The sequence below is a fragment of the Enterococcus alishanensis genome (assembly GCF_019218635.1).
GTDB classification, from domain to species: domain Bacteria; phylum Bacillota; class Bacilli; order Lactobacillales; family Enterococcaceae; genus Enterococcus_A; species Enterococcus_A alishanensis.
The window spans coordinates 273,804-295,709 of the sequence record NZ_JAHUZB010000001.1; the positions used below are offsets into that span (position 1 = coordinate 273,804).

Below are 21,906 nucleotides of genomic sequence, written 5' to 3' on the forward strand. Positions count from 1 at the left end.
ATATGCTATAATGAAAAAGACTAGGGGGGACCGAGATGGAATTGAAAAAACTTGATGTGCCGACATCTTCAATCACTGACGTAAAAAAATCACCGATGGATGTCTTTGGCCAAGCCCGTAAAGCTGGTACCGGAGTCTATGTCTTTAACCGGGAAAAAGTAGCTGGGATCATGTTAACCCAAGAACAATATGAAGAGCTTTTAGAAGAGTTGTCTGAATTCAGAGATAAACAATATAAACCTGTTGAAAAAGAAAACCAAGTGCCAGAAGAATTAGAAGAGTTAGCTATCGCTTTACGAAAAGTTCTAGTTAAAGGTGCCAACTTATCTGTTAAATATTTAGATGAGTGGATGGTCCAAGCTGGTTTCATTACGAAAAAAACTGGATTTGGTGGCGTTACGGAGTTATTAAGAGAACTGTCCGAAACCGGGAAGATTATTTACCAATTACGACGAAGAGAAAATAATAAAGTTATTTATGCCGAAATTTTTGGTGAAGCATATGAGAGTCACCGTAGCAGCGATATGATTACCATTGGACAAGTAAATTTGATTGAAAGATAAAAGCCAATTCTGAAGATAGTAGATTCAGAATTGGCTTTTTGCCAGCAAACAAATGTTCGGTTATAATGGAGGTGAGGTGAATAAAGGTGGCGGAATTATATTTTCCTTTAAAAAAAGATACATCAAGAAAAATTATACATATCGACATGGACGCTTTTTTTGCGTCGGTTGAAGAACGTGATGATCCTGAATTGGCTAAGCACCCGTTGGTTATTGCCCGTCACCCCTCTGATACCGGTGGCAAAGGAGTTGTTACCACTGCCAATTATAAAGCCAGACAATATGGCATTCATTCAGCCATGAGTGCTCAAAAAGCTTATGAACTTTGCCCAGAAGCTATTTTTAAACCAGGTGATCATGAAAAATATTCACGGGTATCAAAACAAGTGCGGGAAGTTTTTTTACGTTACACTGATGTGATTGAACCGATGTCAATTGATGAAGCCTATTTAGATGTCACCAACAATAAGATTGATCAAACTTCAGCGATCAAAATTGCCACATCCATCCAAAAAGATATTTGGCGGGAAGTTCAACTAACTTGTTCGGCAGGGGTTAGCTACAATAAATTTTTGGCCAAATTGGCTTCTGATTATCAAAAGCCACGGGGATTGACTGTAATTTCACCAGAAGAAGCCGAAGTATTTCTAAAAAAATTACCGATTGAAAAATTTCATGGTGTCGGAAAAAAAACAGTTCCTAAAATGAATGAGTTAGGCATTTTTACTGGGGAAGACTTGTATCAAAAAAGTGAAATGTTTTTGATTCAGCAATTTGGTAAGATGGGTTATTCCTTGTATCGGAAAGTTCGTGGCATTCATGATTCACCTGTCAATATTACGCGAGAGCGGAAATCAGTTGGGAAAGAACATACATATGGTCGACCTTTATCTACTGAAGAAGAAGTCTTAAGTCAGTTGCGACAACTTTCTGAAAAAGTTGAGGGGGCCTTAAAGCGTGTCCAACGCCATGGCAAAACGGTAGTTGTTAAAATCCGCTATGCTGATTTTACTACTGTCACGAAGCGAATAACATTACCAGAATACCTGCAAAAAAAAGAAGAGATTTTTTCTCAAGCACGAATTATTTGGGAAGAGGTCGGTGGAATCGAAAAACAGATTCGCTTACTAGGTGTGACAGTCACTAATCTCGATCCAATTGCCTATGAGAATATTGTGTTGCCTTTATGGCAAGAAAAAGAGCGGTTGAATTAAATCAACTCGCTCTTTTTGATTTGTTCAAAAGCCTTTTTAGAATCATGCAGCTTTTCCCATAAAACAACTCTGCCTTCAGCTAAAGATTTTTTAACGTCAATAATCCGTTGATTACTACTACCACGAAATTGGAGCATGAGATTCTTTTGATCTTCCATAAAACGACCATCAACTAAAACGTCAATTTTGTTTAGCAGTTCTAATTTATCATCGCTCTCTAGCAATAATTCTTCAAAGGTATAACCGCTCCAAGACCAGATATCTTTATCATCCCCAAATTCTTCTTTCATCCGGTTAACTAAAGACAAAGCCACCTGCGTATTCAAAAAAGGTTCGCCGCCTAATAAAGTAATTCCTTGCACATAATCATGACTCGTATCTGCAATAATTTGATCTTCTAATTCTTTTGTATAAGGTTTGCCGTAACGAAAGTTTTGAGCGGCCACATTAAAACAACCTTCACAAGCAAACGGACAACCAGAAAGGTACAAACTGTTTCTGACACCTTCACCATCGACAAAATTAAATGATTTGTAATCAGCAATATAATTTTGGCTTAAATCTGATGCTAGCCATTCTTTTGGTTTTGGATTTCGCATATTTTCCCTCTTATCTTGAAAAAACTGCGGGAAAATTTGGCTTCTCCCACAGTCTTTTATTTATTTCATATGTTTGACACGTGAAGCAATTTCTTGATGACGGCCGTGAACCATTGGACGTGCTTGCGGATTTCCTAAGTAGCCGCAAGTTCTTTTCACGACATCGACTGTTTTAGGATCGTGATTGCCGCATGATGGACATTCAAATCCTCGTTTAGTTGGCGTAAAATCTCCTTCAAATCCACATTCATAGCAATGATCAATCGGTGTGTTGGTACCTAAATAACCAATTTTATCGTACGCATAATCCCAAACTGCTTCTAATGCTTTTGGATTTTGTTGTAGTACGGGATATTCGCAATAATGAATGAAGCCACCAGAACAATATTTTGGATAATCTTTTTCAAAATCTAGCTTTTCAAATGGTGTTGGATTTTTCCGTACATCATAATGGAAGCTATTAGTGTAATATTCTTTATCGGTAATATTTTCAACAACGCCAAAGCGTTCGGTATCTAAACGACAGAAACGATCAGTTAAACTTTCACTTGGTGTTGAATAAACACTAAAATGATAGCCATATTCGTTACCCCAAGCATCTGCATGCAATTTCAGATTTTTTAAGATATCCAAAGTGAATTTTTTGGCTTCTGAATTATTTTCCCATTCACCGCCAAAGAAAGCCGAAGCTGCTTCGTATAAGCCGATATACCCTAATGAAATAGTTGCGCGTTTATTTTTAAATAATTCATCAACTGATTCATTGCGATTCAATCGTTTACCAAAAGCACCGTATTGGTAAAGAATTGGCGCGTTAGCTGGACTTGCTTCTTTACACCGATCTACACGGAAAACCATCGCATCTTTGACTGTAGCTAAGCGTTCTTCTAATAAAGACCAGAATTTATCTTGATCGCCGCCAGCTTCCATGGCAATTCGCGGTAAGTTCAAGGTTACAACACCTAAATTCATACGCCCAACATTAATTTCTTCGCCACTTTCATCTTTCCAGCCTTGTAGGAAAGAACGACAACCCATTGGTACTTTAAAACTGCCTGTTAATTCAACGATCTTATCGTAATTTAAAATATCTGGATACATCCGTTTAGTGGCACATTCTAATGCTAATTCTTTAACTTCATAATTTGGATCTGTCGGTTTTAAATTGACACCGTCTCTTAAAGTAAAGATTAGTTTAGGGAAAATAGCTGTGCGCTTTTCACTACCTAAGCCTTCAATTCGAATTTGCAAAATGGCTTTTTGAATTTCTTTTTCAAACCAAGAAGTTCCTAGACCAAAACCTAACGAAGTGAAAGGTGTTTGACCATTAGAAGTAAATAAAGTATTGATTTCATATTCTAGACTTTGCATCGCATCGTAAATGTCTTTTTTAGTTTTTGCTTTGGCATATTCTTCACGACGACTAGGTGTTTCAATCCATTCTTCCGCATCTTTTAAATGTTTTTGATAATTTAATTCAGCAAACGGTGCTAGTAATTCATCGGTGCGATCAGCAGAACAACCGCCGTATTGACTAGAAGCTACGTTAGCGATAATTTGCGAAATTTGTGCTGTCGCTGTCTGGATTGATTTTGGACTTTCTACTTCGGCATTCCCAATCTTAAAGCCGTCATTTAACATCCCTTTAAAGTCAATCAAGCAGCAGTTAGTCATCGGTGTATACGGATGATAGTCTAAGTCATGGTAATGAATATCGCCTTTTTGATGGGCATTAGCAACATGCGGTGGCAACATTTTTAAGCCGATTGATTTGCCGACAATCCCAGCTGTTAAATCTCGTTGGGTATTAAAAACATCGCTGTCTTTATTGGCATTTTCATTAACGACAGTTTGATCTTTATTGATTAGTTTGCTAATTGTAAAGTTAATATCAGTGGCTTGACTTCGTTGGAAATCACGATTGGTGCGGTAATTAATATATTCTTGCGCCAAGTCATACTGATTGTTTTCCAACAAGACGTGCTCCACTATATTTTGAATTTCATAAATTTTGATATCCCGATTAAAACGTTGGGCGATTTCTGCATCTACTTTTTCAACAATTGATTGAATTTTTACATGAGATAAAGGATCAAGACTCCCTTGAATTTTTGCCTGTGCTTTAATTAATGCGTCATAAATTTTTTGGTCATCAAATATTGTTTGGCGACCATCGCGTTTGATGACTTTCATCTCTCCCAAAGAAGATTGAAAAGTTGCGACAAAAGTATCATTGTTGCGAATTTCCATCATACCAACCACTCCGTTTCTAAATAATTCATAATATATCTTATAATAATCTTCAGAAAGATTCAACTAGATATAGTGGTGTATATTTTAATTGTACCAAATAAAACACTATATATTGTGTTTGTATTTCCTTGTAAAATCAATGAAAACTGATAGTCATAGGCTTTTTTGAAAGATTAATTAATTATTGCTATCTTTATTTTAAAATTCGAAAAAGATTCCACCAATGCCATTCTGTGATACGATAAAGAAAAAATTTAAAGGATAAATCAATGGAAAAATTAATTGAAGTGCAACATCTTACTAAAACTTTTGGTAATCGAAAAAATAAAATGACTATTTTAGATGATTTGAATTTTTCAATTGAAAAAGGTGAGTTTGTTGGCATCATGGGTCCTAGTGGTGCCGGTAAAACTACTTTAATGAATATACTGGCCACTATCGCCACTCCAACGATGGGTCAAGTGAGAATCAATCAGCAGGATATCACTCGTATGCGAGAAAACAAATTAACCGATTTTCGGCGGGAGAATCTAGGTTTTATATTTCAAGAATTTCATTTGATTGATAGTCTGACACTAAGAGACAATATTGTTTTGCCTTTGACAGTTTCAAAACTATCTACGGCTGAAATGATGAATAGAGTTGAGGAACTGGCGAAAATATTAGGAATTTATGACATTTTAGATCATTATCCTGAAGAAGTTTCGATGGGGCAAAGACAGCGGACTGCTGCGGCTCGAGCTTTAGTGGCGCGACAACCGATCTTGTTAGCGGATGAACCTACTGGTGCGCTAGATTCTAAGATGGCTACTGAGTTTTTAAATTACCTAGCCGAAATCAACTTACAGGAAAACACAACTATACTAATGGTGACTCATGATCCTTACACCGCTAGTTACTGTAATCGGGTTTTGTTTATTAAAGACGGTCGTTTTTTCTCTGAAATTGTCCGACGATCTTCTCGCAAAGAATTTTTTGAAAAAGTGATTGATATGCAAGCAACGATTGGAGGAGGAGGGCGCGCCAATGCTGATTAAATTAATGTGGCGTGGTTTTGTTCGACAGTTAAGCAACTATTTATTGTTTTTAGTTAGTATGATTTTTGCGGTGATGCTTTATTATTCATTTGTGACGATTACCAAAGAGCAGCCGATTATCCAAACAGCGGGAAACAATGCTCAGGTAGTTTCAGTTTTAACTTTGGGCATTGCGGCAATTGTCTTTATCTTAGTTTATTTCATGCTGACGACCAATCGTTTTTTTATCGAAAATCGCCGTAAAGACATTTCAATCTTTCATTTGTTTGGTTTGAAATTTTATCAAATCTATCTATGGTTTGCCTTTGAATTGCTACTCTTAGGGGGGATTTCCTTTATTATTGGGATTGCTTTAGGAATGCTTTTTTCAAAGTTATTAAGTATGATCTTAGTCTTTGCAATGGGATTAAATATTGCAGTTGATTTTTTTGTTTCATTTGAAGCCATCACCTCAACAGCTACAGTTTTAATTTTCTTATTACTGCTAGTAGCAATTCAAACGTTGTGGTTAGTTTCTAGTTTCAAATTTTCTTGGGAAAATCAGAAAATTTCTTTTCCTCAATTAAATCGAAAAAAAAGATTTCAGAAAATCACTGCAATTTTAGGGATTGTTTTCTTGGCTGTTGGTTGGGGGAGCGCCATCTTCTTTTTAAAAATTGTTCAAATAGCGGTTGGGAAATTTTATTTAGTGGAATCGATTTTAGTAATCATGCTGATTATTTTTGTTATTTGTATTATTGGAACCTATTTATTTTTTGCTTGTACTTTACCCTATTACCAAAAACGAAAAGTAGACAGTGTTTATCGTGATTTAAAAATATTGACTCGCAGTGAGAACCTCGCCTATTACTATAAAAATTGGCGTTTAGCTGGAACAATGACGATTTTATTGGGTTTAGCATTGGCATTTTTAGGCGCGACGACGGCGGTAGTTTCTTTATCAATGAATAATATTCGGGAATTTGCACCAGTGTCTTTAATGATTGATCAAGAAAATTATCAAACAATAAAAAGTGAAGTCAGCCAGTTAAGTGGCTATCAGGCGACTACTTTAAGCCTTAAACTAGTGGGTGGTCAGCAAACATTGCGGATTGTTGGTGAAGGAACCGATGAAAAGCCACAACTTTTTGATTTAATCAGTCAATCAAATTATCTTCGTTTTAGAAAAATAAATCCACAGTTAGCAAGAGTTGATTTGTCTGGCAATCAAGCAATTATGTTTACACCAGTTCAATCAATTTTAAAGGATTATATAAAATATAGTAGTAAGATTCATTTAGCCGATCGGGTATTGCAGATAAAAGGAGTGGAGACTAATTACTTAGGTGATACGAGTTTACGCTTAGGGCAAGAGATTATTGTTGTTTCAGATGAAACTTACCAAGCTATTTCTGGTGTTTCGTACAAATTAGCTGCAGTTAATGTAGCTAATAATGAGATGATGGTTTTACAAAAAATCATTGATCAAAAACTGACTTCAAAATGGATTGATCCAATTAAAGAAAATTTAGAATGGCATAATAATAAATTAAGCGGTGAAGTATCCAGAACGGAAGAAAATCAAGAAAATGCGGCTTACCGGATTAATTACGTCTCAAAATCAGAAATCTATCGTTCAACTAGAAATCAAGTGGGATTATTGCTATTTATGATGACTTTTGTGGTGGTGACTTTTATTGTGACGATGGCTAGTACGGCAAGTATGCGGCAATTATCTGACTTACCGCAAAAACGCGATCGGATTAAGCTATTAAAACAGATGGGTATTCCTAACAATTATTTAGTTAAACAAATTTATCGTGAAAATTTTGTGGTATTTTTCCCAACTGCGGCGATTGGTTTACTGCATAGTTGCTTTGCTATCCTAGTTTTTCAACAATTGGTGGCTAATGCTAGCTATTGGTTTGTTTATCTTTTCTGTGGTGTTTTGTTAATTATTTACTTCATATTTTACTGGGGGATTTGCCAATATCAAAAACGGTTTATTTAATAAAAATATTTTGAAGCGATTCGAAGTTATTTCGGATCGTTTTTTTGATGTGACAAAAACGTTCGTTGACCAGCTTATTGTGTAAGGACAATCAATGGAGCTGTTCTTTGAAGAGATTATAATAAGTATCAATAAGGAGGTAGATAAAATGAAAGTCTGGCTAAATAAACCCAAGACGAAATATTGGCTGAGCTTTATTGGTCGCACGCTTTTCTATTTTGCCATCTTCCTAGTTTTGATTTATTTATATCATTACAAGAGTATTCAAGGTGGGAATTTTATCTATAACGAATTTTAGGGGAGGGGTTTATTATGAAGAATATTGTGGCAACGATTGATGCCCTAGCGGAAGAATTTCCCGATAATTTAGTTTATCAATCAGAGACAGAAAGTTTTACTTATCAAACCCTACGACAATCTTCGGACAGTTTGGCAAGTTTTTTACAGCATCATTTGAAAACAAAAGCACCAGTGGTCGTCTACGGTGAATTAGAATTTGAAATGTTAGCAGCCTTTTTAGCCGTTTCAAAAACAGGAGTAGCCTATATTCCTATTGAAGCCAATACACCACAAGAACGAGTTGAATTAATTTTGAATGTGGCACAACCGCAATTGATTATCGCAGTTGATGATTGGCCTAGTGCATTAGAGACAGAGTTAACTATCGTGACTCCTTTAGACTTGCAACAAATCTTTCAAGCAAAAGTAGAAAATTTTGTAGCGACACCGGTAACTCGTGACGAAAATTACTATATCATTTTCACTTCCGGTACAACTGGTGTGCCCAAAGGAGTGCAGATTAGTCATGATAATTTAAGCAGTTTCCTAAATTGGGATCTACAAGATTTTGGTATTGCTTCGGGAAAACGATTTTTGTCACAGGCACCATACTCATTTGATTTGTCAGTAATGAGTATTTATCCCGCTTTAACTAGTGGTGGTACTTTGGTACCGATGGATAAAACAATTATCAATGATTTTCCTAAATTATTTTCATTTCTACCTAGTCTAGATTTGAATATTTGGGTGTCGACGCCGTCTTTCATGGATATTTGTTTAATGGAAAAAGACTTTGATGGAGAACATGTACCGTCCCTTGAAATTTTTCAATTTTGTGGCGAAGAACTGACACGGAAAACGGCAGAAGAACTGTTACGTCGGTTCCCTAATGCGAAAATTTTTAATACTTACGGACCTACTGAGGCTACCGTAGCTATTTCGCAAGTGTTGATTACACCAGAAATTTTGACAAAATATGACCGTGTACCCATCGGTTATGTGAAAGAAGATACGGAGTTATTAATTATTGATGAAGACGAGTTACAACTAGCCGATCAAATTGGTGAAATCGTGATTAAAGGTCCTAGTGTTTCCAAAGGATATTTAAATAATCCCGAGAAAACAGCTGCGGCTTTTCTAACGATTGATGGGGTGCCCGCTTATAAAACAGGAGACAGCGGGAAATTAACTGTCGATGGCTTGCTGGAATATGAAGGCCGAATTGATTTTCAAGTCAAATTACATGGTTTTCGAATTGAACTGGAAGATATTGATCATCATTTAGAAAAAGTTTCTTATGTGAAACAGGCAACTGTGGTACCAAAATATCAAGATCACAAAGTGCAACAGTTAGTTGCCTTTGTCGTAGCAAATTCAAATGATTTTGCTAAAGATTATCAATTGACCAAAGCTATCAAAGCTGAATTAAGCCAAGGAGTGATGGACTACATGATTCCCCAGAAATTCATTTATGTAGATCAAATCCCCCGAACAACCAACGGAAAAATTGACCGTAAAGGCTTAATCAACGAGGTGAATCGCCCATGATTATTCCACATATGGTGCCTTATGCTTCACCGATTTACTTTGTGATGTTACTGGTGGCCTTATTACCAATAATGATTGCCTTATTAAATGGGCGACGTTTAAATATATACCAATCACTGATAACCTTGTTTTTCTTATTTGTTTCATTTGGCGGAAAAGATTATCGTCAAGGTTTGGCTTTAATTTTTTATGTGATTTTTCAAAGTATTTTGGTGGAACTATATTTTCGCTATCGTCAAAAAGCCAATCATCAATGGGTTTTTTACGGGGCAGTTTTATTAAGTATTGTGCCTCTGATTTTTGTGAAAGTGACGCCGTTATTTGAAGCAGGCAATAATTCGATTTTTGGATTTTTAGGGATTTCATATCTGACCTTTAAGTCGGTTCAAATCATTATGGAAATGCGAGATGGTGTGATCAAAGAATATAGTCCTTTGACGTATATCAAATTTCTGTTGTTCTTTCCTACTATTTCGTCAGGACCAATTGATCGTTATCGTCGTTTTGAAAAAGATTTAAAGAATCCACCTACCCGAGAAGATTACCTGCCTTTTTTACAACGAGGGATTCATGATATTTTTATGGGTTTTCTTTATAAGTTTTTAATTGGATATTTTTTTGGACAGGTATTGCTGCCAGTAGTTTCTTTTAGAGCTTTAGCTGAAGGCGGTGTCTCTTGGTATTTAGTTGCTTATATGTACGTTTATAGTATGTATTTGTTCTTTGATTTTGCAGGTTATAGTTATTTTGCAATTGGGACCAGTAAGCTTATGGGGTATGATACACCAATTAACTTTAATAAACCTTTCCTATCTTGGAATATTAAAGAATTTTGGAATCGTTGGCACATGACTTTGTCTTTTTGGTTTCGTGATTATATTTATATGCGCTTGATGTTCACCTTGATTAAGAAGAAAGTTTTCAAAAGTCGAATCGTCGCTTCAAATGTCGGTTACTTTGCTTTGTTTTTAATTATGGGTATCTGGCACGGCTTAACTTGGTATTACATTTTGTATGGTTTTTACCATGCGACTTTAATCTGTGTGACAGATGCATGGTTGCGATTTAAGAAAAAGCACAAGAAAAAGCTGCCATCAAACAAGTTTACCCATGCTTTTGCAGTAGTATTAACTTTTCATGCAGTGATTTTTAGCTTTTTGATTTTCTCAGGCTTTTTAGATAAATTATTTTTCCACCATTTTTAAAATAGGGAGCGATTGAACATGGAAGAAACAGTATTTGCAATTTTAGAAGATTTAACAGGTAGTGACGAAGTAAGAGACAATCCAGATGTGGATGTTTTTGCTGAAGGTTTGATGGATTCACTGGCTACCGTACAATTATTAGTAGAATTAGAAGGACAGTTAGGCGTCAACGTACCGGTGTCTGAGTTTGACCGCGACAACTGGAGTACACCGAATAAAATTATTCAACAAGTGAAAGCTTTACAAGAATAATGAAAAAGCAACTTTTTAGTATTTTTGGGCCAGTCATTTTAGCTGCGGTCTTGATCGTCGTTTTATTCTTTTCACCGGTTAAAATCAACCAACATGATCCGGCTTTATTAAAAGAGGCTGCTAGTTCCATGTCGGGAAATATTTTAAGAGGAGACGACGTCAAAAAACAGGCTCTTAGTACTGATCAATATGTTCCTTTTTTTGGGTCATCTGAATTGAGCCGAATCAGTCCTTTTCATCCGTCTGTTTTAGCGGAAAAATATCAACGAGGTTACACACCGTTTTTATTAGGTGCACCAGGTACACAGTCAATGGCACAATTTATGATGATGCAGTCATTGGGCAATGATTTAAAAAATCGAAAAGTAGTTTTTGTTATTTCTCCACAATGGTTTGTGCGGGACGGCTTGAAACAAGCATATTTTCAAGCTTATTATTCACCGGAACAAACCTTAAATTGGCTGTTACATTTGAAAAAAATTGATGAAAGTGACCGCTACTTAGCTAAACGTTTAGTTCAGTATAAAGTAAAGGATGCCCGAACTGATGAAATGTTGAGAAATGTTGCTGCGGGGAAACTACCTAGTACTTTTGATAAACGTATTTCCCAGTTAAAACTAAACTTATTTAGTCGTGAAGATGAATTATTTTCAACGATTGGCTTAAGAAGCAAGCAAAAACAAATTGATGCTAGTGCCAAACAGTTACCGGATCAATATAATGAAGCCGATTTGAAAAAACTAGCCAACAAAATTGGGAGCGAACAAACTTCTGATAATTCGTTGCAGATTCAAAATAAATTTTTCCGTGGGTTAAGAAAACATTTGCCAGAATTACGGAATAAGCAAAACAAATTGGATTATCGGTATTCAAAAGAATTTTCTGATTTTCAATTGGCTTTAGATCAATTGGCTAAAGAACATGCGGATGTCTTATTCATCATTCCGCCAGTTAACGGTAAATGGTCTAAATACACTGGCTTGTCTCAAGAAATGTTACAACAATTTAGTACTAAAATTAAATATCAGCTGCAATCACAAGGCTTTAACAATATTGCTGATTTCACTAACGACAACAATACCAACTATTTCATGCAAGATACGATTCATTTAGGTTGGCAAGGTTGGTTAGCAGCTGATCAAAAAATTGCACCATTCTTAAAAGGGAATAAACAGGAAGCCCAAAATTATCAAATGAATAATGCATATTTTTTAAGTAAAAAATGGCAACAACAAAATCCAGCGACAATTAAATAAAATTGAGGAAATGGTCCGAAAGCCATTTCCTTTTTTAAACTTCAAAATAAATAGTATCCAGTTCCCCTAAAAATATTGGTAATAAATCAGACAAAGTTCCTGCTAATTGATGGGTCAATAATTCTTCTTTCGTTACCCAAAATAATTCTGCTGATTGATTAATAGTTTCATGGGTTTCAGCTGTAAATAAAAAAGCCAATTCACGGGTTTCTTTTGTGTGATTATTCCATTCGGCGGTACCAGCTAGTATCGGTTGTACTGATAAACCCGTTTCTTCTTTTAATTCTCTGATTGTTGCAGCCATGATACTTTCATCTTTTTCAACATGCCCACCAGGAAAAGTCCAGCCAGGCCAATCTGATTTTGTTCTATTTTGGATTAAGTATTGTCCTTGAGTGTTTTTAATTAAGCACATCATGGTTAATTCGATTGCTAAAGTTCTTGCCATTATAAGCTCCTCCAGTATATTTTTTTACACATAGTTTATTCTACGCATTATTTTTTGACAATGGTATACTTTTTAAATAGAAGTTTCCTAAGGAGGAGATAAAATGGAAGAGAAAGAAGAACAATTATTGATTGATTTAACTTCTGCTCGTGGCATTGCTGGGAACGAAGATGAAGTCAGAGAAATTTTTAAAACCTACGCACAGCCATTTGCTGACGATATCTTTTTTGATAATTTAGGTAGTGTGATTGCAAAACAAGGCGCTGGTGGACCAAAAATCTTTATATCAGGACATATGGATGAAGTTGGTTTTATGGTAACAAAAATTACTGAGAAAGGTTTTATTGAATTTCAAACGATTGGCGGCTGGTGGAATCAAGTCATGCTAGCACAAGAAGTTGAAATTAAAACCCGTCAGGGCGATTATATCCACGGAGTTATTGGATCAAAACCGCCTCATGTGTTGTCTATGGAAGCTCGAAAAAAACCATATGATGTGAAAGATATGTTTATTGATATTGGTGCAAGTAGTCTTGAAGAAGCGCAAGAATGGGGCATTCGTCCGGGAGATATGATTACGCCATATATTTCGTATAAACGCATGAATCATTCAAAATTTTTATTGGCAAAAGCTTGGGACAATCGAATTGGTACGGCGATTGCTTTACGAGTATTGGAAAATCTCTCTAAACGTGATCACAGCAATGTTTTATTTGCTGGCAGTGATGTGCAAGAAGAAGTTGGCTTACGTGGAGCACGAACTAGTACTCATTTAGTTAACCCGGATATTGCTTTTGCTTTGGATACGGGAACTGCTGGAGATACTCCAGGAATGTCACCAAAAGAAGCTGATTCTGTTTTAGGAAAAGGACCGCAAATTTTAATTTTTGATGCATCAATGATTCCTCATAAAAAATTATTGGATTTTGTAATTGATGTGGCAGAAGAATTAAATATTCCGTTTCAATATACCGTTATTGCTGGTGGTGGGACAGATGCTGGTCAAATGCACTTGACTCGTGACGGCGTCCCTTCTTTAGCAATTACAGTTCCAGTGCGGTACTTGCATTCTCATACTTCAATTATTCATGAAGATGATTATTTTAATACGGTAAAATTAGTGACAGAAGTGGTTGCTCGCTTAAACAATGATGTTGTTAATAAAATAAAAAGTTATTAGAGGAGAGAAAAAATGACAATTAGTAATTTTAAAGAAACAGCAAAAAATAGATTGCAAGGACAATGGCTGAAGATGGCAGCTTTTATTTTCTTAATCGCCATTTTAACAACTGTTGTTCAACAAGTATCGACTGTATTTAATAGTGAATCGGCTCGGTCGTTGGCGGCTTTTATTTTACTTTGTACGATTGGTTTCGCCTTTTCTTATGCCCAAAATTTTCTAGGCTTATACGTGGCTCGTGGTGGTAAAGCTGATATTAGTATGCTGTTTGTTGTTTTTCAAAAACCATATTATTCAAAAATGCTTTTCGTTCATTTGATTTCACAAATCGTTCAATATGTTATCGGTTTAGTTATTTTCATACCAATTTTATTAAGCAGCGGTATGGCTGTCTATCTTAACATGCTTTTCGGTTCACGTGTTACTCAATATACGGTTGACTCTGTGATGAGTTTAGGTTTTGCAAGTTTAGCAGTGATACTATTACTGTTGTATTTAGTTATTGGAGTTGTTATTAGCGTATTATTTAATTTTGCGGTATGGGTGAGTTTTGATTATCCAGAGTTAAGTCTAAAAGAGTGCTTTGCGCGGGCATGGTATTTAATGAAAGATCGCTGGGGTAAATATATTTTATTGCAACTGTCATTTATCGGTTGGTTTATCTTAGGTTTTATCGCTCTTTTTGTGGGAGTCTTTTTTGCAGCAGCTTACGCGCAAACAGCCAGTGCGGCTTTTTATGATCAAGCCGTCAAAGAAAAATTACTGTAAGGGGGAATTTTAATGGAACTGACAGTTCTAGGATGTCTTGGTGCCTATCCTTATGATGGTCAAGGAACTACTAGTTTTTTACTACAAGCGGATGGCTTTAATTTATTAATTGATGCCGGTAGTAGTACTTTGGTGGAATTAGAAAAAGAGTTAGATCCATTAGCTTTAGATGCAGTTATTTTGAGCCATTATCATCACGATCATATTGCTGATTTAGGGGTGTTGCAATATTATTGGCAGCTTTTTCCAACTGAAGTGCCAAAACCGATATTACCGATTTATGGTCATACAGAAGACGAATTTCATTTCAATGATTTGACGATGGAGGGTATTTCTGAAGGTCGTCCTTACTTTGAATCAGAAGAATTGAAATTGGGCCCATTTCTTGTTACCTTTATGAAAACTATTCATCCGGTTCCTTGTTATGCCATGCGGTTTGTAGAAATAAAAACGGGCGCCATCTTTGTCTTTACCGGTGATTCTGGTTACTTAGAGAGCTTTAATCAGTTCGCAAAAGATGCCGATTTATTTTTAGCTGACACTTATTTATTTAACGGCAATGAACACCATAAAGCGCATTTTACAGCTCAAGAAGCTGGAACGTTTGCAAAAAATGCCCATGCGAAAAAATTAGTGCTAACTCACTTACCGCAAATTGGTAATCTGGAGGAGCTTCGCCAACAAGCGCAAGTTGCTAGTGGAGAGATTCCAGTGGTCTTGGCCCAACCCCATAAAAAATTTATCATTTAGGAGATGAAATGATGCTTTATGTACCAAATGATCAAGAAAGAGATCCACGAGTTAACTTAGCGATTGAAACTTATTTATTAAAAAATATGCCTTTGACGGAACCTATTTTATTATTTTATATCAATCAACCGTCGATTATTATTGGTCGCAATCAAAATACGATTGAAGAAATTAATCAAGATTATGTGGATGAAAATGGCATTATTGTTGTCCGTCGATTATCTGGTGGTGGCGCCGTTTATCATGACTATGGAAATTTGAATTTCAGTTTTATTATGCCAGATGATGGCAATTCTTTCCGAGACTTCAAAAAATTAACAGAACCTATCGTGGAAGCACTACACAATCTTGGAATTCAAGGGGCTCATTTAAAAGGCCGTAATGATCTAGTGATTGATGATCAAAAATTCTCAGGTAACGCGATGTATTCAACAAATGGTCGCATGTTTGCCCACGGAACAATCATGTTTGATTCTGATATTAATGAAGTCGTTAACGCGCTAAAAGTAAAAAAAGATAAGATTGAATCTAAAGGAATTAAATCAATTCGTTCTCGGGTAACTAACGTCAAACCATTTTTACCTGAAGAAAATCAAAATATGTCGACTGAAGATTTCCGTCAAGCCATTCTGTTACAAATTTTTGGGGTTGATCATGTTGACCAAATCAACACTTATGAATTAACTAAGGATGATTGGAAAAAAATCAATCAAATTTCAGACGAATACTATCGTAACTGGGATTGGAATTATGGCCGTTCACCAGAATTTAACTTAGAACGTCAAAAACGTTTCCCAATTGGCTCCGTTGAAATTCGTTTGAATGTTGCCGATGGTGAAATCAAAGAAGCTAAAATCTTTGGAGACTTTTTCGGTTTAGGAGAAATCAAAGACGTCGAAGATAAACTGGTCGGCACTAAATATAGTAAAGAAGCTTTGAAAGAAGTGATTGATACAATCGATGTTGGACATTACTTTGGGAATATTACGAAAGAAGATTTACTAGAATTAATTGCTTAAAAGTTAGAGTGGACAATATTTTGTCCACTTTTTTTATTATTCTAAAACAATATCGAAATATTGTTTGACAATAATTTGATATCGTTTTACAATAATTATATTAAAGGGATAAGGAAGTGGCAAAAATGAAAAAGGTGACGATTTTTATTTTGACGATGGTGTTCTTTGTGATGCAATTGGCTATGGGGCTTAGCATTTTTCATTTTTTAATTCAACTTTTTTCAATACCATTTCAAGGGCTTCCCGAAGTAACGGGAGACAGTCTAGTGTTGGTGGGAGTGGATTTTGGAGGAAAAAGCTATAGTCCAATAAACGAGTTGATTTTAACAGTCTTTTTTGTGTTAGCATTTATTTTATTGTGTATAACCCAATTTCTTTTAGCAGGTAGTTTCCGGCATTTGTTAGAGAATATCAATGATGGCAAACCTTTTTCAGATAATAGTATTTTATCGATTAAGCGTATTCTATTTCGATATCTTATGCTAATTGTCATGACCTTTTTAATTGAAACGATGCTTCATTTTTTAGGTGGTCAAATAATTTCGACAAGCATTCCATCATTCTGGGAAAATCTGATTAATTCAGTTTTCCAATTGGCAGGAATTTACACTTTATATATCGTCTTTAAGGAAGGCTCTCGAATTCGTCAAGAAAACGAAGAGATTGTGTGAGCCTATGATTAAAATAAATTTAGATCGAATCATGTTAGAAAAGGGTGTCACTTCCAAAGAATTGGCAGAAAAAATCGGTATTACGCCAGCCAATTTGTCTATTTTAAAAACAGGAAAGGCTAAAGGAATTCGTTTTAATACATTGGAAAAAATATGCGAAGTTTTGGATTGTCAACCTGGGGAAATTGTTGAATGGATAAGAGAATAAAATTATTTTTATAAAGCTATTTATTTTCAGTATTTTACGGGGATAAATAGCTTTTTTCGTTTTACAATTGTTTAACTTATCTCAACTTTGGATTAAGCTACAATTTGAAAAAGTAGTTGCTGGAGAAGGATCTTAATTTGTTATAGGTGAGTGGGGCAAATAAAAAAAATGTTGGTCAATTTCACAATCAACCAACATTTTTTTTAAAATAGATAAATCTTCAAATACGTGCCAGGAGGGATTCGAACCCCCGACCGTCCGCTTAGAAGGCGGATGCTCTATCCGGCTGAGCTACTGGCACAGTATCGGAAAAAATCAATTAAATTGAAAATTTCAACATCATTGATTTTATCAGATAGTAAAAAATAGAGCAAGGGTTATTTTGCTATATTTTTCGAAATCAAGGCAACACCATCACCTAATGGTAGTAAGGTAGCATTTAATTCTGGAGATTCATTGACTTCTTTTAAAAATTCGTTTAAGTGCCGATGAATTGAACGGTTTTTTCGAGGAATTTCTTCAATCGGTTGTAAAACAGTGCCGGCTTGAAAAATATCATCTACCATTAAAATGCCTGTGTCACTTAATAACCGCAAACATTCTGGTAAAAAAGTAATGTATTTGGCTTTGGCGCTGTCCATAAAGATAAAATCATAAGGACCATCCAGCGTTTTTAATACATCGGCTGCGTCGCCTTCTAATAAAGTCACACGATCAGTCAAATTCATTTTTTCAAATGTTTCTTTGGCTTGATTGATCATGATTTCAAAGCGATCAATAGTGGTAACTTTAGCTTCGGGAACAGTTTCCGCCATTAAGCTGGCAGAAAAACCGATAGCTGTACCAATCTCTAAAATATCTTTCGGTTGTTTTTGCTGCAATAAAAATTTTAAAAAGACAACAGTTTCATGGGGAATAACGGGCACCCCTTTTTCATGGGCATAATTTTCTAAATCGGCTAGCTTTCCATCAAGTTGTCGCTGATTGTCTCTTAAATAATTTAAAATATCAGGATTTATAATTGGGCGGTGCATCATTTCGTTTAACATCATATCTTCCTTTTTAATCAAGATTTCTTTAATAGTAAGAAAAAAAAGTCCGTCCGTCAATTTTACCGACTATTAAAATGAAATTTTCATGATTGACTTTCGTGACGACATTTAGTAAACTTGTAATGTTGTAATTGTGGAACTCACAGCTACAACCGCGCAGAACAAGTATTAAGTGCTACGGCCACTTGGGATGGCGAGTCTAAGTATAAATTTAAGGAGGTGCCACAAGCATGTACGCAATTATTAAAACTGGCGGCAAACAAATCAAAGTTGAAGAAGGCCAAGCAATCTACATCGAAAAATTAGATGTTGAAGCTGGAGAAAAAGTTGTCTTTGACGAAGTTGTTTTAGTTGGCGGAGAAACTACTAAAGTAGGTGCGCCAATCGTTGATGGTGCAAGTGTTGAAGGAACTGTAGAAAAACATGGCAAACAAAAGAAAGTTGTTACGTTTAAATACAAACCTAAAAAACATTCTCACCGCAAACAAGGTCATCGTCAACCTTACACAAAAGTTGTTATTGACGCAATCAAAGCTTAATTAAAAAAGCAGGTGCCTAAATGATTAAAGGTGCATTTACAAGAAATCAAGCTGGAGTCATTGTTTCATTTGAATTGTCCGGACACGCCCAATCGGGTGAATATGGTCACGATATTGTTTGTGCGGCGGTCAGCGCTTTAGCAATCAGTACAGTCAATGGTTTGGATGCCTTAGCTGGCTATGAGCCAATCGTTGATGTGGATGAAGATGAAGGTGGTTACCTTTATGTTGAAATCCTTTCTGGTTTGACCCAAGAACAAGTAAATATCTCACAAATTTTATTAGAAAATTTGTTATTAGGTTTACAGGCAATTGAAGCAGAGAATGAACAAGCCATTCAGTTACAAACTAATTTATAGGAGGTAAATCTTATGTTGATGAAAATGAATTTACAATTATTCGCCCACAAAAAAGGTGGCGGTTCAACTTCTAACGGTCGTGATTCAGAATCAAAACGTTTAGGTGCTAAACGTGCTGACGGTCAAACAGTTTCAGGTGGATCTATTCTTTACCGCCAACGTGGTACTAGAATCTATCCAGGCGCAAACGTAGGTCGCGGTGGCGATGATACTTTATACGCTAAAGTTGACGGCGTTGTACGTTTCGAACGTAAAGGTCGCGACAAAAAACAAGTATCGGTTTATCCGGTAGCTCAAGAAGCTTAATTTATTAAAAGCTCTGTTCCTTTTTCAATAAGGGAATAGAGCTTTTTTATTTATCCAAAATAGGTTTTAAATCAAAAATATGGAAAACAGGCTGGTCATATTACTGGAGAATGTATCCGACAAGATGGTGGACTGACAGCTATGTAGAAAAAACGAAAAGAGCTAACAATCTCTTAAATTGAGATTGTTAGCTCTTTTTTATCTAGAACGTGTCAATATCACCGTTAAATTTGCCACTTACAACGACTTTGCCTAACATATGCCCAGCCTCTACATCTTTGGTAGCTAATTTCAGGTTTTTAGCGTTAATCCCATCAGAATAAACTTTGCTCAAAGTAGTTTTTAAAACACCTTTTTCAGCTAAATTAGCAATTAAAGCTAAAGTTTCACCTTGGGTTTCGATGAGGTAATTGTGGTCTGTTTTGGCAAACATATACTCCCAGTCAAAGCTGACAGATAAGTTTTTCCAGACGCTTAAATCTAAAGGTTCATGTACACCAACAATTGTACTCACATGACCAAATGGTTTAATCAAATATTTGATTTGATCTAAATAACGAGTAATATCGAATAGGACAGCAATGTAATCTACTTCATGGGTACCTAAATCGTGCAGACTTTGCTTCAAGTCTTCGTGGTAATCGATGGGATGATCTACACCAACTGATTCAAGCCATTCAAAGTTTTTAGGACTAGCAGTCGCAAAAACTTCAAGTCCAGCCCATTTGGCTAATTGATTTAAAATAGAACCCACACCGCCAGCACCATTGACAACAAGAATTTTCTTTCCTTGGTTGGCATTTTCTTTTGGAATCAATCCAAATTTTTCAAATAGTAATTCAAAAGCAGTTAGAGAAGTTAATGGCAATGCTGCTGCTTCTTCATCTGAGAGGTGTTTTGGAGCCAATGCGGCAATTTTTTCATCCACTAATTGAAACTCTTGATTACTACCTGCGCGTGTTGTTGTACCAGCATAAAAAATGCGGTCACCAACTTTGAATTTTGTTGCTTGAGAACCTTTGGCAACAACTTCTCCCACACCATCAAAGCCTAAAACTTTCAATGCGTTGTTTTTTGCTGCATCTTGTCGTAATTTTGTATCGACTGGATTAATCGAAACAGCCTTTACTTTTACTAATACATCAGTGGGATTAGGTTCAGGAATTCCCTTTTTTTCATCGATAAAACTTTGTGGGTCATCAATTGGTAATCCTTCGAAAAAACCAACTGCATGCATAAATTTATTGTCTGACATATGTGCTCCTCCTTTTTTCCCTGTATCGTTTTCTATTATGAGACAAAAGTAGCTGTTTGGGAAAGATTTAGCTTAATCTATTGAGTTAGAAATAATTTGTGAAGTTGATTCTACTGAACATTTTTTTCGTAAACTCATGTTTTTCGAGAATGTTTGGCTTAAAAATGGGAGTGGAAAAATTCTAAACTACGTTCTTTTTAAAAATTTATCATTTATGTATCAGCTATTTTATAAGTAAAAGATTTATTGATGTTGGATGTGATAAAAATAAAAACTTATAATTAACCTAAAAAGCATTGTGAAAAATCGAACAATATCTGTTAAAATAATATAATAAAATATTATAAAAGGAGCGAATAAGTATGTTTGATTTAACAGGACGGGTGGCAGTAGTTACAGGAGCTTCAGCAGGTTTGGGCCGTCAATTATCTTTAGCGTTGGCTAAACAAGGTGCAGATATTGCCATTTTAGCTCGCCGAGTGGAAAAATTAGAAGAAGTTGCTAAAGAGATCCGGTCATTAGGTGTGAAATGTCTTCCGGTGGCTTGTGATGTAACGAATTCTGAAATCGTCAATGAAGCACGGGATAAAGTGTTGGCTGAGTTTGGCAAAGTAGATATTTTAGTGAACAATGCTGGTGGCGGTGCAGTAGCGCCTTTAACTGAAATGACTGATGAAACATGGAATAATCTAATGAAGCTTGATTTAGATAGTGTTTTTTATGTGACACGAGCATTTGGTGCTTCCATGATTGAAAAAGGTTACGGCCGGGTCATTAATATTGCTTCAATTTTAGGTCAAGGTGGATTGCCTGAATTGCCAGTGATTCCTTACCATGCTTCAAAAGGTGGCGTAATTAATTTTACTCGAGGTGCGGCTGCTGAGTGGGCCCAAAAAGGTGTTACTGTTAATGCGCTGTGTCCAGGATTTTTTGCTTCCGAAATGAATGATGATTCCGCGATGGATTCTATGGATGAATTCATTACTCGTCGTACTCCAATGGGACGTCCTGGGAAAAATGGTGAATTAGATTCAGCAGTTGTTTTCTTAGCAGCAGATGAATCTTCTTATGTTACTGGAGATATCCTATTTGTTGATGGCGGTTGGACAGCAGTTTAAACTAAAATAATTAATTAGCCTTTTCAAACAGACTTGA

Annotated in this window: 24 protein-coding genes, 1 tRNA gene and 1 other annotated feature; of the genes, 19 read left to right on the forward strand and 6 right to left on the reverse strand. The window is 35.8% G+C overall.

Translation table 11 applies throughout. The features are described from left to right. Positions 1-35 precede the first annotated feature (35 nt). Together KUA55_RS01360 and dinB are read left to right on the forward strand one after the other, a co-directional pair. Positions 36-563 (forward strand): type II toxin-antitoxin system Phd/YefM family antitoxin, encoded by a 528-nt coding sequence (locus KUA55_RS01360; protein WP_218324378.1) that lies wholly within the window; start codon positions 36-38, stop codon positions 561-563. 86 nt (positions 564-649) lie between these two features. Continuing rightward, the gene (gene dinB, locus KUA55_RS01365) at positions 650-1,777 is read left to right on the forward strand and encodes a DNA polymerase IV (RefSeq protein WP_218324379.1); all 1,128 of its coding nucleotides are present in this window, start codon (positions 650-652) and stop codon (positions 1,775-1,777) included. On the opposite strand, the gene nrdG is transcribed toward dinB, so the two are convergent. After that, on the reverse strand, positions 1,774-2,376 hold the full coding sequence (nrdG, locus tag KUA55_RS01370; RefSeq protein WP_218324380.1) for an anaerobic ribonucleoside-triphosphate reductase activating protein: 603 nt from the start codon (positions 2,374-2,376) through the stop codon (positions 1,774-1,776). The two genes, dinB and nrdG, sit on opposite strands and share 4 nt — an antisense overlap. A gap of 60 nt (positions 2,377-2,436) precedes the next feature. Beyond that, positions 2,437-4,626: an anaerobic ribonucleoside-triphosphate reductase gene (nrdD, locus tag KUA55_RS01375; protein ID WP_425514593.1), complete on the reverse strand. Its 2,190-nt coding sequence runs from the start codon at positions 4,624-4,626 to the stop codon at positions 2,437-2,439. A 272-nt stretch (positions 4,627-4,898) separates the two neighbouring features. Between nrdD and KUA55_RS01380 the strand changes: the two genes are divergently transcribed. From KUA55_RS01380 to dltD, 7 genes are all read left to right on the forward strand, one after another. Further along, entirely contained in the window at positions 4,899-5,666 is a 768-nt protein-coding gene (locus KUA55_RS01380) for an ABC transporter ATP-binding protein (RefSeq protein WP_218324382.1), read from the forward strand. Then, the gene (locus KUA55_RS01385) at positions 5,656-7,656 is read left to right on the forward strand and encodes an FtsX-like permease family protein (protein WP_218324383.1); all 2,001 of its coding nucleotides are present in this window, start codon (positions 5,656-5,658) and stop codon (positions 7,654-7,656) included. The genes KUA55_RS01380 and KUA55_RS01385 overlap by 11 nt, the downstream gene beginning before the upstream one ends. A 148-nt stretch (positions 7,657-7,804) precedes the next feature. Next, a complete protein-coding gene (locus tag KUA55_RS01390) occupies positions 7,805-7,954 on the forward strand; it encodes a teichoic acid D-Ala incorporation-associated protein DltX (protein WP_218324384.1) in 150 nt (49 codons plus the stop codon). Positions 7,955-7,968: 14 nt separating this feature from the next. After that, positions 7,969-9,483, forward strand: coding sequence for a D-alanine--poly(phosphoribitol) ligase subunit DltA (dltA, locus tag KUA55_RS01395; protein ID WP_218324385.1), 1,515 nt, complete (start codon positions 7,969-7,971; stop codon positions 9,481-9,483). Further along, on the forward strand, positions 9,480-10,688 hold the full coding sequence (gene dltB, locus KUA55_RS01400) for a D-alanyl-lipoteichoic acid biosynthesis protein DltB (protein WP_218324386.1): 1,209 nt from the start codon (positions 9,480-9,482) through the stop codon (positions 10,686-10,688). Before dltA ends, dltB begins: the two co-directional genes overlap by 4 nt. Positions 10,689-10,700: 12 nt before the next feature. Further along, the gene (gene dltC / locus KUA55_RS01405; protein ID WP_246601341.1) at positions 10,701-10,940 is read left to right on the forward strand and encodes a D-alanine--poly(phosphoribitol) ligase subunit DltC; all 240 of its coding nucleotides are present in this window, start codon (positions 10,701-10,703) and stop codon (positions 10,938-10,940) included. Next, positions 10,940-12,196, forward strand: a complete 1,257-nt coding sequence (dltD, locus tag KUA55_RS01410) for a D-alanyl-lipoteichoic acid biosynthesis protein DltD (RefSeq protein ID WP_218324388.1) — start codon at positions 10,940-10,942, stop codon at positions 12,194-12,196. The genes dltC and dltD overlap by 1 nt, the downstream gene beginning before the upstream one ends. A 34-nt stretch (positions 12,197-12,230) precedes the next feature. Here the strand turns inward: dltD and KUA55_RS01415 are convergent, their stop codons facing one another. Beyond that, positions 12,231-12,644 carry an NUDIX domain-containing protein gene (locus tag KUA55_RS01415; RefSeq protein ID WP_218324389.1) on the reverse strand — a complete coding sequence of 138 codons (414 nt, stop codon included), beginning with the start codon at positions 12,642-12,644 and terminating at the stop codon, positions 12,231-12,233. A 103-nt stretch (positions 12,645-12,747) separates the two neighbouring features. On the opposite strand from KUA55_RS01415, the gene KUA55_RS01420 reads away from it, so the two are divergent. From KUA55_RS01420 to KUA55_RS01445, 6 genes are all read left to right on the forward strand, one after another. Further along, positions 12,748-13,824 (forward strand): M42 family metallopeptidase, encoded by a 1,077-nt coding sequence (locus tag KUA55_RS01420; RefSeq protein WP_218324390.1) that lies wholly within the window; start codon positions 12,748-12,750, stop codon positions 13,822-13,824. A 12-nt stretch (positions 13,825-13,836) separates the two neighbouring features. Next, positions 13,837-14,592 (forward strand): DUF975 family protein, encoded by a 756-nt coding sequence (locus KUA55_RS01425; RefSeq protein WP_218324391.1) that lies wholly within the window; start codon positions 13,837-13,839, stop codon positions 14,590-14,592. Between the two features lie 12 nt (positions 14,593-14,604). Continuing rightward, on the forward strand, positions 14,605-15,342 hold the full coding sequence (locus KUA55_RS01430) for an MBL fold metallo-hydrolase (RefSeq protein ID WP_218324392.1): 738 nt from the start codon (positions 14,605-14,607) through the stop codon (positions 15,340-15,342). Positions 15,343-15,353: 11 nt separating this feature from the next. Further along, the gene (gene lplA / locus KUA55_RS01435; protein WP_218324393.1) at positions 15,354-16,361 is read left to right on the forward strand and encodes a lipoate--protein ligase; all 1,008 of its coding nucleotides are present in this window, start codon (positions 15,354-15,356) and stop codon (positions 16,359-16,361) included. Between the two features lie 125 nt (positions 16,362-16,486). After that, on the forward strand, positions 16,487-17,032 hold the full coding sequence (locus KUA55_RS01440; protein WP_218324394.1) for a hypothetical protein: 546 nt from the start codon (positions 16,487-16,489) through the stop codon (positions 17,030-17,032). A gap of 4 nt (positions 17,033-17,036) precedes the next feature. Beyond that, positions 17,037-17,240: a helix-turn-helix domain-containing protein gene (locus tag KUA55_RS01445; RefSeq protein ID WP_218324395.1), complete on the forward strand. Its 204-nt coding sequence runs from the start codon at positions 17,037-17,039 to the stop codon at positions 17,238-17,240. A gap of 227 nt (positions 17,241-17,467) precedes the next feature. Here KUA55_RS01445 and KUA55_RS01450 read toward each other — a convergent pair. Together KUA55_RS01450 and KUA55_RS01455 are read right to left on the reverse strand one after the other, a co-directional pair. After that, a tRNA-Arg gene (locus KUA55_RS01450) sits at positions 17,468-17,541 on the reverse strand. Between the two features lie 76 nt (positions 17,542-17,617). After that, positions 17,618-18,289, reverse strand: a complete 672-nt coding sequence (locus KUA55_RS01455) for an O-methyltransferase (protein ID WP_218324396.1) — start codon at positions 18,287-18,289, stop codon at positions 17,618-17,620. Positions 18,290-18,432: 143 nt separating this feature from the next. Beyond that, positions 18,433-18,503, forward strand: a sequence feature (ribosomal protein L21 leader region). A 19-nt stretch (positions 18,504-18,522) separates the two neighbouring features. Here KUA55_RS01455 and rplU point away from each other — a divergent pair. Genes rplU through rpmA form a run of 3 tightly spaced genes read left to right on the forward strand, consistent with a single transcriptional unit; the run spans position 18,523 to position 19,496 of the window. Then, positions 18,523-18,831, forward strand: a complete 309-nt coding sequence (rplU, locus tag KUA55_RS01460) for a 50S ribosomal protein L21 (protein WP_218324397.1) — start codon at positions 18,523-18,525, stop codon at positions 18,829-18,831. A 20-nt stretch (positions 18,832-18,851) separates the two neighbouring features. Then, entirely contained in the window at positions 18,852-19,190 is a 339-nt protein-coding gene (locus KUA55_RS01465; protein ID WP_218324398.1) for a ribosomal-processing cysteine protease Prp, read from the forward strand. 12 nt (positions 19,191-19,202) lie between these two features. Then, positions 19,203-19,496 (forward strand): 50S ribosomal protein L27, encoded by a 294-nt coding sequence (gene rpmA, locus KUA55_RS01470; protein WP_218324399.1) that lies wholly within the window; start codon positions 19,203-19,205, stop codon positions 19,494-19,496. Between the two features lie 202 nt (positions 19,497-19,698). On the opposite strand, the gene KUA55_RS01475 is transcribed toward rpmA, so the two are convergent. Beyond that, positions 19,699-20,751 (reverse strand): zinc-binding alcohol dehydrogenase family protein, encoded by a 1,053-nt coding sequence (locus KUA55_RS01475; RefSeq protein ID WP_218324400.1) that lies wholly within the window; start codon positions 20,749-20,751, stop codon positions 19,699-19,701. 362 nt (positions 20,752-21,113) lie between these two features. Here KUA55_RS01475 and KUA55_RS01480 point away from each other — a divergent pair, with 362 nt between their 5' ends. After that, complete coding sequence (locus tag KUA55_RS01480; RefSeq protein WP_218324401.1) at positions 21,114-21,869, forward strand: SDR family NAD(P)-dependent oxidoreductase; 756 nt, start codon at positions 21,114-21,116, stop codon at positions 21,867-21,869. Positions 21,870-21,906: the final 37 nt, after the last annotated feature.